This window comes from uncultured Succiniclasticum sp. (assembly GCF_902793885.1).
GTDB lineage: Bacteria > Bacillota > Negativicutes > Acidaminococcales > Acidaminococcaceae > Succiniclasticum.
Genome location: NZ_CADBFF010000006.1, coordinates 125,873 through 140,213, shown reverse-complemented (window position 1 = coordinate 140,213; position 14,341 = coordinate 125,873). Strand labels below are relative to the sequence as shown.

Genomic DNA, 14,341 nt, shown 5'->3' with positions numbered 1-14,341 from the left:
AAAATAAAAAATCCCCGTTCCCAACATAACACAGGGACGAGGTTAATCGCGGTTCCACCCTCCTTGGCTGCAGCAGTATCTGCAACCCGCTCAAGAACCGATAACGCAGTTTACGCGGCGCTTGCTACTGTGTTTTGTTTCGAAACATTTCACAAGGCAGTTTGAAGGGGGTTCCGTTTTGCGCTGACTTTGCCGCTCTCAGCAGCTGCGGCATTTTCTGTGAAGCAGTATGCAAAACATCGTCCTTCGCATTACTTTTCCATTTTTGTTTATGCGTCAATTATAGCACTTTAAATCCGCGTGTCAAGTTTGAATATCAATATAATGTAATAAAAATCTGAAAGCGCACTATCTTTTTAACCGTGCATGCGGTATAATATTGAAATACGAATCTAATATGGCGCATTATGTATTTAAATAAAATGGGGAGATACAGGGGGCGGTGGCAATTTTGGTACTGGCTCCCAAGGTCAGATTATGAACACATTCAGTTTATTTCGAAGAGTTATCGCAGTTTGCAGTTTCATATTGTGCATGTTTGCCGGAACGGCTGTACAGGCGAAGGAAAAAACAGCGCTTCTGTTTATCCCGTTGGATAACCGTCCGGTCTGCTTTTCCTATCCGGTAAAAGTGATGGAGGCGGCGGGTTATAAAATCTACACTCCGCCGGAAAAACTGCTGGCTACCCGTACCGCGCCGGCTGATACGGAAAAGTTGTGGAAATGGCTGGAGAGCAGGGCGGAAAAAGTAGACGCTGCCGTGATTTCCACAGATGCCCTGATCTACGGAGGACTGGTAGCATCCCGAACGCATTCCATGTCCATGCCCGAGTTAGAGGCGAAGGTCAGACGGTTGCAGAACTTACGTATGGATAAGGATACCCGTTTGTACGGTTTCAGTACCCTGATGCGGACGCCCCGGGAAAGTTACGGCAATGTGGAGCCTGCTTATTATTCCAATGTAGGTCCTGCTATTTTCCGTTATTCCCAGCTTTCCGACAAGTCTGACCTGCACGCGGAAACGCTGTTGGAAGATTTTGAGGTAGGAGCCTTTGAACGCAACCTGGCGAAAGCCCATCTGAAAGACTGGCTGGACCGCCGCAATAAAAATATGGAAATCAATCATCAGCTGGCCATGCTGACGCGGGTTGGGCGGTTTGAGTATTTTGCCATCGGCAAGGACGACAACGCGCCCCTGTCCCATACCCATATGGAAGCCCGCAAGATAACCCTGAATAACGGATACATTTCCGATGAATCCTTCCAGATCCTTCCCGGCGTGGATCAGTTAGGCCTGTTGCTGCTGACCCGGGCTGCCAATGCCTTGTCCAGGAAGTCGCCTACGGTTTACCCGATGTATGTGGAAGGCGTCGGTTCCAAAACCATTCCGCAGTATTCGGATCTGCCTCTGGGGAAATCTGTGCCGGAGCAGGTCGTAGCGGCCGGCGGAAAGATCGTGTACAGCCCTGATGCGGCTGATGTGGTGCTGGCCATCAATACGCCGGCGGACGGAACCATGTACGATTCCACCAACCTGTCCAACTCGTATTATGCTTCTCCGGCAAATAAACGCTACATTGTGAATCTGGGCAAGATGCTGGAACGGGGCGTAAATATTTCTCTGGCTGACGTGGCTTTCTCCAACGGCGGTGATAATGGGTTCATGAATGAAATGTCGCTGCGGGGCTTTACGGAGAAACTGTCGGCCTATAACGGGTGGAATACGGCAGACAATACCGTTGGCTTTGCGATTGCCCAGGGTATGCTGGCGCCGCAAATCGCCAAAGATAAACAGCTGATGCTGATGCGGGAACGCATTCTGGATGACTGGTACTATCAGTCCAATGCCAGACGGATCATTACAGATGAGCTGGAAAAGAATAAAAAAGAAGCATACAAATATACATTGAACGAAATGATGCCTAAGATTAAGAAGCAGGCGATGGATATCATCAGCCGACTGGCCGTGAATTATGATATCACGGCAGGGACGAAGTTTGATGTAGTGTTCCCCTGGAACCGGCTGTTTGAAGTGGATATTGTAAAGCTGAAGCAGGATAAAGGAAATCTGCGTTTCCGCAGCCGTTCTGCCAAAGGATTGCTGCCGGATGTGCCGGTTTATACGAAATAGGCATCCGAAAACCGGTCGGCGTGCAGGCGAATTAATCAGCGTTTCCCTGACTCGTAGCAGTGTTTTAGACGATGCCTTAAGAAGCAGTTAAAGGAGAGTACGAATGTTGGATTCGATTTTTGAACCGGGTGTTACGGGCGTCAGCCCCTTCGCCATCATGCTTTCTCTGTACCTGGCCTATTATGTGCATAACGATGCGCGCAATCACAATAACCCCCGTGCCCTGCTGTGGGCTTTTGCCACGTTTATGGCCTGGATCATTTTCTTACCCTTATATTGGTACAAAAATATGCGGGGGCGAAAGTCATAATAATAACCGCATGCCCTGGATCGGTGTGCGGTATTTTTATCAGGGCGCAACATTTGATATGGTTGCATTATTTTGTGGAGGGGCTTATGGACAAAACAAAGGATACAGAAAAGAAGCTTGATCATTCAGAGCTTAAAGAACCGTTCAGTTACCGTAAACTATTTATTTCTACGTTCCTGATCAGCGCCTTCACCGTGGGGGGAGGCTTTGTGCTCATTCCGCTGATGAAAGCAAAATTTGTGGACGAGTATGGCTGGCTGAAGGAAAACGAAGCGCTGGATCTGGTATCTATCGCCCAGAGCGCGCCGGGGGTAATGGCGGCCAATTCTTCTATTATAATGGGGTATCGAATGGGCGGTTTTCTGGGAAGTGTTACTGCGTTGCTGGCGACGATCCTTCCGCCGCTGATCACCCTGACCATCATTTCATTTTTTTATGATGCTTTTGCTTCCAATCCCTATGTGCGGATGTTTTTGAAAGGGATGCAGTGCGGCGTGACGGCCATACTGATCAAGGTGGTTTTTGATCTGGTGGTCAAGCAGGTGAAGAAAAAGCTGGCGCTGCCTCTTCTTGTCATGGCGGGCACATTTATTGCTTCGGTCGTTTTCAAAATCAACATCATGCAGATTATCGCAGTGGACGCCATCATCGGACTGTTTCTGATGCGCGATCCCCAGTATGATTAAGGAGGCGGAAGCAGATGGAAATCTTGTTACAGTTATTTCTCAGCTTCGCCGCGGTAGGACTTGTCTGTGTAGGCGGCGGCTATGCGTCCATGCCGTTGATCCAGGCAGAGGTGATCGACCAGCATGGCTGGCTTACTATGACGGAATTCGTGGATATCTTCACACTCTCGCAGATGACGCCCGGACCCATCGGCATTAACGCCGCAACCTTTGTGGGAAGCAAAGTGGCCGGTATTCCCGGTTCCATTGCAGCTACATTGGGATTTGTCTTTCCTTCCGTTTTTATCGTTTTGTTTTTAGGCTACCTGTATTATAAATACGGAAACGTAGCTGCGATCCGCGGCATCCTGAACGGGCTCCGCCCTGCTGTGGTGGCCCTGATCGGCAGCGCCGGCCTTAATTTCATCCTGCTGGCCTTCTGGAATCGGGAGAAGCTGCCGGTAGATCTGGCGAAGACGGATCTGGTTGCCGTGTTGGTTTTTGTGCTGGCCTGGATTGCCCAGAAAAAAAAGACAGGCACCATCACACTGCTGTTTTCTTCCGGCGTGGCAGGGCTGCTATTCTATCTGGTCACCGGGACGCATCCGTAATTACAAAATAGGCTTGACATTGTTCGGGCTCTGTGCTATTATATCTCAGTAACAAAGAAGAAGCCATCCGCTTCTCACCTTGCGGCCATGCTCGACAGGGTTGAATACAGCGATTTGCGCGGGTGGATTTTATTCCGCCCGCGTTTTCATTTTTGTTACATATCCTGTTTTGGAGGTGAACCGCTATTAGCAAGGCAGACTTACGCATTAACGATGATATCCGCTGGCGCGAGGTACGCGTAATTGACGAGAACGGGCAGCAGCTGGGCATTATGTCCAGTCGGGATGCAAATGCACTGGCCCAGGAACGTCATCTTGACCTGGTGGAGATTTCCCCGCAGGCCCGGCCCCCCGTGTGCAAGATATTGGATTATGGCAAATATCGTTATGAGCAGCAGAAACGGGAAAAAGAAGCCCGCAAAAAACAAAAGGTTTTTGAAGTAAAAGAAGTAAAGCTGCGCCCCGGTATTGAAGACCATGACTTTGGCGTTAAGTTTAAAAATGCGGCGCGTTTCCTGGAAGACGGCAACAAGGTCAAGGTCACGATCATGTTCCGTGGCCGTGAGATGAGTCATCCGGAACTGGGTGAAGCGCTGCTGGTCAGAATGGCTGAGGAGCTTGGCGATGCAGCCGTTGTAGAAAAGAAGCCGAAATTGGAAGGCCGCAACATGACTATGATCGTTGCGCCTAAAAGTAAATGAAGGAGGATGTAAATTATGCCTAAGATGAAAACCCGCAGAAGTGCGGCAAAACGTTTTAAAGTAACCGGTACCGGTGAGTTCAAACGCGGAAAAGCATTCCGCAGCCATATTCTGGAACATAAATCTCCTGCCCGTAAGAGAAATCTGCGCAAAGCAGGTCTCGTTCACAAGACCGATCATGAACATGTAGCAAAGATGCTGCCGTACGCATAAGAGTTGAGGATACAGGAGGAAAAAGATCATGGCAAGAATTAAAGTTGGCGTAACCGCCCATCGTCGTCATAAACACATTCTGAAACTGGCAAAAGGGTATCGCGGAGCAAAGCATCTGTTATTCAGAAAAGCTAACGAGACCGTAATGAAAGCGCTGATGTATGCACGCCGCGACCGTCGCGCCAAAAAACGCGAGTTCCGTCGTCTGTGGATTGCCCGTATCAACGCGGCTACCCGTGCTAACGGCCTGTCCTACAGCCGTTTTATCTGCGGACTGACCAAAGCCGGTATCGCCCTGGACCGCAAGGTGCTGGCCGACATGGCGATCAACGATGCCGCCGCATTTGCAAAGCTGGTTGAAACCGCAAAGAGCGCACTGGCATAATAATCGGTAAAAGCAAAGAACCTGAATGAATGTTCAGGTTCTTTTTATTTTGTCTGAACGAGTTGCGGTATGATATAATGAATCAGTATGTAAAAGCATGTGGTGGTATAGTAAAGCGGAAGAAGTACAGGAGAAGGATGATGGAGTTTATCACCAGCGTGAATAACCAGCGCGTAAAAGAGGTTGCGAATTTAAAACAAAAGAAGTACCGGACGGAAAGCAGGACCTTTTTTGCGGAAGGATTGCGCGCCGTGCAGGAAGCGGTACAGTATGCGGATGTGACAGAGCTGTTCTATACGGAAGCGGAAGCGGGAAGACTGGATGAAGTTTTAAAAGCTGCGGGGAATGTTCCGGCTGATACAAAGGAAAAATCTGAAAATAAGAAAAACGCGAATCATAACAATGCGGGAACCGCAAAAAAGCGGAATGAAGCTGCCAATGGGATTCGCATGTATCAGGTGGACGAAAAAGTGATGGCAAAGCTCAGCGATACAAAGGCGCCACAGGGAGTTCTGGCTGTGATCCGCACGCCGGAGCAGAATCTGCGGCAGCTGCGCCCGGGTACCGCCTCCGATAACAACGCCCCGGTCATTATTCTGGACCGGGTTCAGGATCCGGGAAATTTAGGCACCATCATCCGTACCGCGGATGCAGTAGGGGCGTTAGGCCTTATTTTGCTGGAAGGCTGTGTAGACGCTTACAGTCCCAAAGTGGTACGGGCCTCCATGGGATCCCTGTTCCATCTGCCCATCGTACAGGACGTAACGGCAGAGGAAGCGCTGACATGGTGCTACCGAAACGGCTACGAACCGGCGGCAACCGCGCTGAAGAATGCGCAAAATGTGTACAAAGCGGATGTCAGCAAAAAGATGGCTTTCCTTTTCGGCAATGAAGCTAACGGCGTGGCAGAAGAACTGCAGGCAGCAGCGGAAACGCGCCTTTTTATTCCGATGGCCGGACTTGCGGAATCCATGAACGTGGCTATGGCTGCCGGTATCATCCTGTTTGAAGGATTACGGCAGCGGAAATTCTACCGGTAAGGGATGATACAATTTATAAACCGGTTTTACCCCAATTGCCGCTTTGGCTGCATTGGGGTTCGCATTTTTTAAATATATTTCAGGAGACGAATTAATCAGTGTTTCCTTTACTTTATGAGCTTAAAGGAGTATAGTTATAACAGGATTTAGATCTGAAAAACGGTATGCGTATTTCAGGTGTCAAGCATTGAAAAAAATCTCTGCTTGTAATATAACAGAAGTGTACAAACCGATGAACAGGAGATGAATTTATTTTGGCTCTGCTTTCCCTTGGGTTATTACTGCTGGCGATTTTTTTAGGATTTTTCCGTCATATGAACACAGGTCTGTTAGCAATCGGGTTTGCCCTTATCCTGGGACGGCTCAGCGGTATCTCCGATAAAGAGATCATCAGTGGCTTTAACTACTCCCTGTTTATGATCCTGCTGGGTGTAACGTATCTTTTCAGTCTGGCGCAGCTGAACGGTTCCCTGGAACTGCTGGCGAAAAAGGTGGTAGCGCTGGCAGGGAAGCATACTTTTATGATTCCCATCGTCATTTATGTGTTTTCCGTAGTGCTGTCTGCCTTAGGTCCCGGCACGGTTCCTACCATGGCGATCATGATGGTGTTCTCCATGGCGCTGGCTGCGGAAATGGGCATCAATCCGGCCATGCTGTCCGCCCTGTCAGTATTGGGCGCGTCCGGCGGCGGCGTTTCCCCGCTGGCGGCGACGGGCATTATCGGTATTAACCTGTGTGCAGGTTTCGGCCTTACTGGTATCGAAAAACCGTTTCTCATGAACGGCATTTTATCTTCCACCGTGTATGCAACTATCGTATATATTATGCTGGGCGGCTACAAGCTCCACTCGGATAAGGTGATCAGTCAGAAAGATCTTCCTTCGTTTAAGCGGAACCAGATCATTACCCTGATCGGCATTGCGGTGATGGTGGTGCTGGTGCTGTTCTATAAAGTGAACGTGGGCCTGACCGGTTTTGCGGTGGCCATGGTACTTTCCTTCCTCCACGTGGCAGACGAAGGGGAAGCCATCAAGCGGATTCCCTGGGGAACGCTGCTGCTGATCACCGGCGTAGGCGTGCTGATGCATATCATTATCAAGCTGGGGGGAATCAAACTGTTGTCGGAAGCGCTGGCCAGTATCATGACGCCGGCTACCGCCGTAACCATTATGGGGATCACATCCGGCATTATGAGCTGGTTCAGTTCCACCTCCGGCGTGGTGATGCCGACGCTGATTCCTACCATACCGGAAGTGTTAAGTAAATTGGGCGAAACAGGGCCCATGCTGGAACTGGAAATGGCGACGGCGATCACCATGATTTCCAATACGGCAGGTATCAGTCCTCTGTCTACCGGTGGCGCGCTGGCGCTGGCGGCGTATTCTTCGGCAGCCAATGCTTCACCGCAATTACAGCACCGGCTGTTCATCCGTATGTTTGCCATCTCCGCACTGGGCGTAGTGATACTGAGCGTGCTGGCGTATTTCGGGCTGTATCGGATGTTGTTGTAAACGAATGATATTAAAAATAGCGTACATGGATTTCATAAAACCGTGCGCGTTTGTGATTTCATGGATTCATGCATCGGTGGCTTCGAAACTCGGAGCTGTGCCCCTCGGACAGTCTCGCCACTGCGATGCATTTCCTCTCATGAAATTTCACAAACGCGCACGATGTTTTATTCCATCCATGTACGCTTAATTTTTTATACCAGATTCAAAGTGTTTAATAATCGGAGAGCAGGTTTTATTTTATATCACCGACAAAATCGTTGCAGATGCGATTCAGCATTCCGTCGTATCCGGAATCCTGCCGCTCCCGGGTATCGATGCAGTTATAAACAGTACGGCCGGTGCTGCGGTCTTTCAGTGTAAATTCAACTTCGGCGTAAGCATTGGTAATCCAGTGACCCGGATGCTGAACCACTCTCTTGACCGGGATGGTGATGGTCCGTTCTCTGCCGTCTCTGTCTCTTTCGGTGATTTTCTTGTTTTCATAGACCTCTTCAAACCAGGGCTCTTTCCAGTACGTATAGGTGGCAAGGGTATGAACGGTCAGGTGCAGATCTAATCTGGCTCTGGTCGGTTCATCCGGTGGCACGATCAGATTTTTATTTTTTTTGGCCATAGCGGTTCGCAGGGAGTTCAGGGCACGGCCTGTGGGATTGCTGTCTTCCTGTAAATCATGCGGCTGGTTTGCTTTGGGAGCATAGGTACATTCCGCCAGATATACATTCATGATGTTGCTGAAACTGTAGTTGGGATCTTTGAATCTGCTTTTCGATGCGGATGCGGTTCCCATGATCCCAATTAATAAAACAAGTACGAGAATAAACAGCTTTTTCATAAACGGTTCCTCCTGATAATAATAGGTTTAATTTGGCCTTCGGTCATTGATTCATTTATTGCGTGAGGTGATTATCCTGCTTTGGGTTTAAACGTAAAAATGCAACAGCAGACGCAACGTTTTGCTTTAATAATAGCTGCTCTATAATCATTATAACAAGAATTTTGCAATTTGAAAATTGAAATCTGATTTCATTTTTTGTATAATCGAATATATCAGATTAAGGAGACTCATTTAATCAGCGTCTCCTTAAGAATTTCAGGGAGTGCAGGCAAATGGATAACAAATACAAACAACAACCCGATTATGATTTGCTGGTGCAGCAGGTGAAAGCGCTGGGCGAAGAGGAAAACTACTGGCTTCCGGTGCTGGCCAATACGTCCGCGTTATTGATGAACGCGCTGCCGGATTTAAACTGGGCCGGCTTTTATTTAATGAACCGGGATTCGTTAGTGCTGGGACCGTTCCAGGGCAACCCGGCCTGTATCCGTATCCCGTTGTGTGCCGGCGTGTGCGGCGCGGCGGCGCTGCAGAACAAAGTGCAGCGGGTGGACGACGTGCATCAGTTCCCCGGGCATATTGCCTGCGACAGCGCCAGCAATGCGGAAATCGTGATCCCCATCCACAAAAACGGAAAACTGGTAGGCGTACTGGATTTGGACAGTCCTTTAAAGAATCGCTTTACCGAAGAAGATGAAGCGGGGCTGAAGCAAATCGTGGCCGCGCTGGAAGAAATCGCGGAGTTTACGGATTAAGAGGGGATTGTGTAACGGCAAGGGATAATCTATGCTTGCATTTTAGCTAAATTATGTTATAATAAATTTAGCTAAAACAAGGAGGAACCTGCAAATGATTGGAACAATTGCAACCGCTACAGAAATGCAGAATAATTTTGGAAAATATCTGGGTATGGTGATGCAGGGTGATGAAGTGATCGTGACTAAAAATGGCAAAGAGGTTGGTCGCCTGATTCCGAGGGAAGCGGTTGTCACTTATTTGACAGATTCGCTGACCGGTGTGCTGAAAGGTGATTACGATTTGAAAAACGAAAAGGAAGAAGGTTTGCGGAAAAAGTATGAAATTGCTGGTTGATGGTAACATTTTACTGGATGTGTTACAAAACCGTGAGCCGCACGTTACAGCATCTGCCCTTGTATGGAAACTTTGTGAGACGGGGCAGGCAAAAGGTTTTGTTTCGGCGCTGACCTTTGCCAATCTTGTGTATGTGCTGCGCAGGGAACTTGACCCGAAGAAAACAGAGGAAGTGTTGAAAAAGCTTTCTCTGATTTTTTCTTTTGTGGAACTAAGCGGAGCGGATTTACTGAAAGCCGCGGGTTTACACTGGAATGATTACGAAGACGCCTTGCAGGCAGTGACAGCTGAACGTTTGCGGGCGGATTTTATCATTACAAGAAATGTGAAAGATTTTAAACAAAGCAAAGTTTTGGCCTTGACGCCTGCTGAATTGTTGGCAAGGTTGTAATCGGGGGAAAGAAGGTGGAATATATTCAGGACAGATACGAAAGCATCAACGCAAGGTTTGCGGGCAGAAACCCAAAGCCTCCACTCTCTGTCAGTTGCACAGTTGTATCTGGTGGCTTCACCTGTACAGACATATAAACTGTCTATCCTATAATATTAAGAGGTGGAGGAACCAAACCCCAGTATCCATGCGGATTTTCGGTTCAAGGTTGGTCGTTTTTACGACCAGCCTGCTGGAAAGCAGGAGTTATAGAAGCTTTTTCCTTGCCCAACCGTTCTTCTTGTGCTATAATATTTAAGTCAATTGCATAACGTCCCTAACATGATGATTGCACAAGGAACGGGAGAGTAGCGTTTTCAAAGCATAAAGAGAGTTCGGGCAGGTGGGAACCGGATTGCGGAAACTGCGTGAAGTTCACCCGGGAGTGCCTTTGCTGAACAGACCATTTGCAGCGGTTGTTCATCGTTTTGCAGTTTTGCAAAACAAAATGCAGAATTACAAAGACAACCATGCTGCGTAATTGTAAAAAAGTAGGCAGAGCGTTTGCCGCGTTAAGGCGCAAGAGTAAAGGAAGCACGGATTATTCGTTTGCATGCTTACCAATCGCGAAAACGTTTGAGAAGCGTGTTATTTAATCAGCAATTCCTTTAAAGTAGGGTGGTACCGCGGAACATCACTTTCGCCCCTTCACAGGGACGGAAGTTTTTTATTTTTGCGACAAAATTCCAAGAAGCGAGCCTGCAGGGCGAAGCTGATTGGAAAATTTTGTCCATATGCAGTGCGCCGCAGAGAGCGAGCCGCAGGCGAAGGTCGATGCGTTGCGCACGAGCCATTACTTCGAAATCTGGAAGGCGGGTCATCAGGGCGCCGCTGACCGGAAATTTTAGGAGGCATGAACATGAGCATGAAAGAAATGCTGCTGGAGCTGAAGGAAAAAGCACTGGCAGACCTGGAAGCTGCAGCCAGCTCCCAGGAGTTGCAGGATTTGAAAGTAAAATACCTGGGCCGCAAAGGTCCCATGACGGAAATCCTCCGGGGCATGGGCAAAGTGCCGGCAGAAGAACGTCCGAAAATCGGCGAGATCGTCAACCAGGTGAAGCAGACGCTGGAGCAGTGCCTGAAAGACCGCACGGAGATTTTGCGGGCGGAAGCACTGAAAGCAAAAATTGCCAACGATAAAGTGGACATCACGTTACCCGGACGCAAACCGGCGGGTGGGCATCTGCATCCCATCACGCTGACCAACCGGGAAATCAAAAAGATCTTCATGCATATGGGCTTTGACGTAATTGAAGGCCCGGAAATCGACAACGACTACTTTAACTTTGAAGCGCTGAACCTGCCCAAGGATCATCCGGCCCGTGATATGCAGGACACATTCTACATCACGGACAATTTCCTGCTGCGCACCCAGACCAGCGGCGTGCAGGCGCGCACCATGCAGAGCAAGGAGCCTAACACGCCCATCCGCATGATTTCCCCTGGCGCGGTGTACCGAAACGATTACGACGCCACCCATTCCCCCATGTTCCATCAGGTGGAAGGTCTGGTGGTGGATAAAAATATCAGCCTGGCAGATTTGAAAGGCACGCTGGAGACTTTCTGCAAGGAAATGTTCGGCAGCAGCGTGAAGATCCGTCTGCGCCCCAGCTACTTCCCGTTTACGGAACCCAGCTGTGAAGTGGACATCAGCTGCGTGATCTGCGGCGGCAAAGGCTGCAACGTGTGCAAACATTCCGGCTGGCTGGAAATCTTAGGCGCCGGCGAAGTGCATCCCAACGTGCTGGAGATGAGCGGCTACGATTCCAAAGTCATGAACGGCTACGCTTTCGGCATGGGCGTGGAACGTATCGCCATGCTGAAATACGGTATTGACGATTTACGGTTATTCTTTGAAAACGATCTGCGGTTCATCCGCCAGTTCCGGTAAGGGAGGGATAGAAAATGTTAGCTTCGATTGCGTGGTTAAAGCGCTATGTTGATATTGATGTAACTCCCGAAGAATTGGCTGACAAGCTGACCCGCGTAGGGCTGGAAGTGGAAAGCGTGATTCATCAGGGACAGGGGATCTCCGGCGTGGTGACCGGTAAGGTTACTGCCATTGAGAAGAATCCCAAAAGCGATCACCTGTGGGTGTGCCAGATGGATTACGGCAGCGGCGAGATCGTACAGATCCAGACCGGGGCCCAGAATGTGAAGCTGGGGGACATCGTTCCTGTGGCTACGTTGGGCGCGGAACTGCCCAACGGCATGAAACTGAAAAAAGTAAAGATGGCCGACGTGTATTCTTACGGAATGCTGTGCAGCGCGGCGGAACTTGGCATTGACAACAAGCTGCTGCTGCCGGAACAGCGGGAAGGGATCCTGATCCTTTCGCCGGATACACCCATCGGCAAGGACATTAAAGAGGTGCTGGGTCTCAACGATACGGTGCTGGACATTGACCTCACCGCCAATAAACAGGATTGCTTCTGCATGACGGGCATTGCCCGGGAAGCGGCGGCAGTGCTGGGTAAAACGATGCGCATGCCGGACACCAGCGTAAAGGAAGCGGCCGGCGGCGACGTTCACGACATGCTGCGTGTTGCCATTGAAATTCCGGAACTGTGCAGCCGTTTCACCAGCCGCGCGCTGAAAAATATCAAGATTATGCCGTCGCCGGACTGGATGCAGAATGAACTGCGCGCCTGCGGTGTGCGTCCCATCAGCAACGTGGTTGACGTGACCAACTATGTGATGATGGAACTGGGACAGCCCATGCACGCCTATGATTACGATACGCTGGCCGGTCAGTCCCTCATTGTACGCCGGGGCAAAGCAGGGGAACACCTGCAGACCCTGGACGACCAGGATCGGGAACTGACGCCGGACATGATCACCATCGCGGATACGGAAAAGGCCGTGGGCCTGGGCGGCGTCATGGGCGGTCTGATCACCGAAGTAACGGATCAGACCAAAACCGTTATTCTGGAAGCGGCAGCTTTCAACGGCCCGTCGATCCGGCGTACCTCCAAAGCGTTGGGCCTGCGCAGTGAGGCTTCCATGCGCTTCGAGCGGGGTGTGGACATTGCCAACTGCCATCGCGCGCTGGACCGGGCGGCTCATCTGCTGGAAGAAATGGGAGCCTGCGAAACGGTCTGCGGTATTGCGGACGCGTACCCGGTGCCCTATCATCCCGCAGTGATTACCGTAACGCCGGAAACCATCAACACCCGTATCGGCGTGAATATTCCCAAAGAGGAAATGATAGAGATTCTGCAGCGCCTCCAGTTTGACGTGAAGGAAGACAACGGAGCGCTGGTAATTACGGCGCCTACCTGGCGGCAGGATGTGACCTGTGATGCGGATATTTCCGAGGAAATCGCCCGCATGCATTCCTACGATAAAATTGAAAGTCACAATCCGGAACTGGCCCTGCGTCAGGGTAAGGAAGACCCTATGGAAGAAGTGAAGAGCGAAGCGGAAGATTATCTGGCTTCTGCCGGTCTGGACGAAGTGATGACCTATACCTTCATCCATCCGTCTTTTGTGGATAAGATGATGCTGAAAGCAGACGACGCCCGCCGCAACGCGATCAGACTGATGAACCCCATCAGCGACGAGTTCGGCGTGATGCGCACCACTATGCTGCCCAGCCTGCTGAACACGGCGGCCTATAATCTGGCCCGGCAGGCGGAAAGCGTGAAGATTTTCGAAGTGGGCCGGGTGTACCTGCCCAAGTCTCTGCCTCTGACCGAACATCCGGAAGAACGCCGGGTGATCGGCGCGGTGATGAGCGGCCGCCGCAATGAGCTGACCTGGACCAGCGGCAAGGACAGCGTGGACTTCTATGACATGAAGGGCGTGGCGGAAGGATTGCTGGCGAAGATGCAGCTTACAGATTATGAGCTGGCTGCCTGCAAAGAACCCTACATGCATCCGGGCAAGAGCTGTGTCGTAAAAGCGGGAGAAAAGGTCATCGGTTATTTTGGCTGCCTGCATCCGACTGTTGCGGCAAACTTTGATGTTCCGGAAGAGACCTATGTGCTGGAACTGGAACTTGCAACCCTGGCTGAATCCGCCCTGCGGGTTCCCCGGTACACGCATCTGGCAAAATTCCCCGGCACCAGCCGCGACATCGCCGTAGTGGTTCCGAAGAACGTTACCATGCAGGAACTGGAACGTGTGCTGCGGGCTAACGCCGGTGAACTGCTGAAAGATATCCGCGTCTTCGACGTGTACACCGGCAAACAGGTGGCGGAAGGCTGCAAGTCCGTGGCCTTTAACCTGACCTTCCAGGCAGAAGACCGCACCCTCACCGACGGGGAGATCGATCCTATCATCAAAAACGTGGTGGAAAAAGTGGCGGAAGCCTATGCGGCGGAGCTGAGAAAATAAGAAAAAAGTGTGAAAAGGGTTGCTCCCACTGTAAAATAAAGGTAAAATAAATAGTGGTATGTTATTTGGAAAGCTTTTGT

At 50.2% G+C, this 14,341-nt stretch carries 15 protein-coding genes and 2 other annotated features; of the genes, 14 read left to right on the top strand and 1 reads right to left on the bottom strand.

The features are described from left to right. The first annotated feature begins 534 nt into the window (after positions 1–534). The 9 genes from QZV31_RS04830 to QZV31_RS04790 all read left to right on the top strand — a co-directional run bounded on the left by QZV31_RS04830 (position 535) and on the right by QZV31_RS04790 (position 7,566). Complete coding sequence (locus QZV31_RS04830; protein WP_295358661.1) at positions 535–2,130, top strand: DUF4127 family protein; 1,596 nt, start codon at positions 535–537, stop codon at positions 2,128–2,130. Positions 2,131–2,233: 103 nt separating this feature from the next. Further along, positions 2,234–2,440 (top strand): hypothetical protein, encoded by a 207-nt coding sequence (locus QZV31_RS04825; protein WP_093730129.1) that lies wholly within the window; start codon positions 2,234–2,236, stop codon positions 2,438–2,440. An 86-nt stretch (positions 2,441–2,526) separates the two neighbouring features. Next, complete coding sequence (locus QZV31_RS04820) at positions 2,527–3,126, top strand: chromate transporter (RefSeq protein ID WP_295358658.1); 600 nt, start codon at positions 2,527–2,529, stop codon at positions 3,124–3,126. 14 nt (positions 3,127–3,140) lie between these two features. Beyond that, positions 3,141–3,716 (top strand): chromate transporter, encoded by a 576-nt coding sequence (locus tag QZV31_RS04815; RefSeq protein ID WP_093730131.1) that lies wholly within the window; start codon positions 3,141–3,143, stop codon positions 3,714–3,716. Positions 3,717–3,764: 48 nt separating this feature from the next. Continuing rightward, positions 3,765–3,872: a sequence feature (ribosomal protein L20 leader region), on the top strand. 29 nt (positions 3,873–3,901) lie between these two features. Further along, complete coding sequence (infC, locus tag QZV31_RS04810) at positions 3,902–4,417, top strand: translation initiation factor IF-3 (protein ID WP_295358688.1); 516 nt, start codon at positions 3,902–3,904, stop codon at positions 4,415–4,417. A 15-nt stretch (positions 4,418–4,432) separates the two neighbouring features. Further along, complete coding sequence (gene rpmI, locus QZV31_RS04805; protein ID WP_093730133.1) at positions 4,433–4,630, top strand: 50S ribosomal protein L35; 198 nt, start codon at positions 4,433–4,435, stop codon at positions 4,628–4,630. A gap of 28 nt (positions 4,631–4,658) precedes the next feature. Next, positions 4,659–5,015 carry a 50S ribosomal protein L20 gene (rplT, locus tag QZV31_RS04800; RefSeq protein WP_093730134.1) on the top strand — a complete coding sequence of 119 codons (357 nt, stop codon included), beginning with the start codon at positions 4,659–4,661 and terminating at the stop codon, positions 5,013–5,015. Positions 5,016–5,152: 137 nt separating this feature from the next. Beyond that, the gene (locus QZV31_RS04795; protein WP_295358655.1) at positions 5,153–6,055 is read left to right on the top strand and encodes an RNA methyltransferase; all 903 of its coding nucleotides are present in this window, start codon (positions 5,153–5,155) and stop codon (positions 6,053–6,055) included. 254 nt (positions 6,056–6,309) lie between these two features. Then, positions 6,310–7,566 carry an SLC13 family permease gene (locus QZV31_RS04790; RefSeq protein ID WP_093730136.1) on the top strand — a complete coding sequence of 419 codons (1,257 nt, stop codon included), beginning with the start codon at positions 6,310–6,312 and terminating at the stop codon, positions 7,564–7,566. Positions 7,567–7,801: 235 nt separating this feature from the next. Here the strand turns inward: QZV31_RS04790 and QZV31_RS04785 are convergent, their stop codons facing one another. Beyond that, on the bottom strand, positions 7,802–8,401 hold the full coding sequence (locus tag QZV31_RS04785; RefSeq protein WP_295358654.1) for a hypothetical protein: 600 nt from the start codon (positions 8,399–8,401) through the stop codon (positions 7,802–7,804). 275 nt (positions 8,402–8,676) lie between these two features. Between QZV31_RS04785 and QZV31_RS04780 the strand changes: the two genes are divergently transcribed. The 5 genes from QZV31_RS04780 (at position 8,677) to pheT (ending at position 14,261) form a co-directional block, all read left to right on the top strand. Continuing rightward, positions 8,677–9,156 carry a GAF domain-containing protein gene (locus tag QZV31_RS04780; RefSeq protein WP_295358652.1) on the top strand — a complete coding sequence of 160 codons (480 nt, stop codon included), beginning with the start codon at positions 8,677–8,679 and terminating at the stop codon, positions 9,154–9,156. Positions 9,157–9,250: 94 nt separating this feature from the next. Continuing rightward, complete coding sequence (locus QZV31_RS04775) at positions 9,251–9,493, top strand: type II toxin-antitoxin system prevent-host-death family antitoxin (RefSeq protein WP_295358650.1); 243 nt, start codon at positions 9,251–9,253, stop codon at positions 9,491–9,493. Further along, complete coding sequence (locus QZV31_RS04770; protein WP_295358648.1) at positions 9,477–9,884, top strand: PIN domain-containing protein; 408 nt, start codon at positions 9,477–9,479, stop codon at positions 9,882–9,884. The genes QZV31_RS04775 and QZV31_RS04770 overlap by 17 nt, the downstream gene beginning before the upstream one ends. Positions 9,885–10,210: 326 nt before the next feature. Continuing rightward, positions 10,211–10,574, top strand: a binding site (T-box leader). A 214-nt stretch (positions 10,575–10,788) separates the two neighbouring features. Beyond that, positions 10,789–11,814 carry a phenylalanine--tRNA ligase subunit alpha gene (gene pheS / locus QZV31_RS04765; RefSeq protein WP_093730189.1) on the top strand — a complete coding sequence of 342 codons (1,026 nt, stop codon included), beginning with the start codon at positions 10,789–10,791 and terminating at the stop codon, positions 11,812–11,814. A 14-nt stretch (positions 11,815–11,828) separates the two neighbouring features. Beyond that, positions 11,829–14,261: a phenylalanine--tRNA ligase subunit beta gene (gene pheT / locus QZV31_RS04760; protein WP_295358646.1), complete on the top strand. Its 2,433-nt coding sequence runs from the start codon at positions 11,829–11,831 to the stop codon at positions 14,259–14,261. The last annotated feature ends 80 nt before the right edge of the window (positions 14,262–14,341 follow it).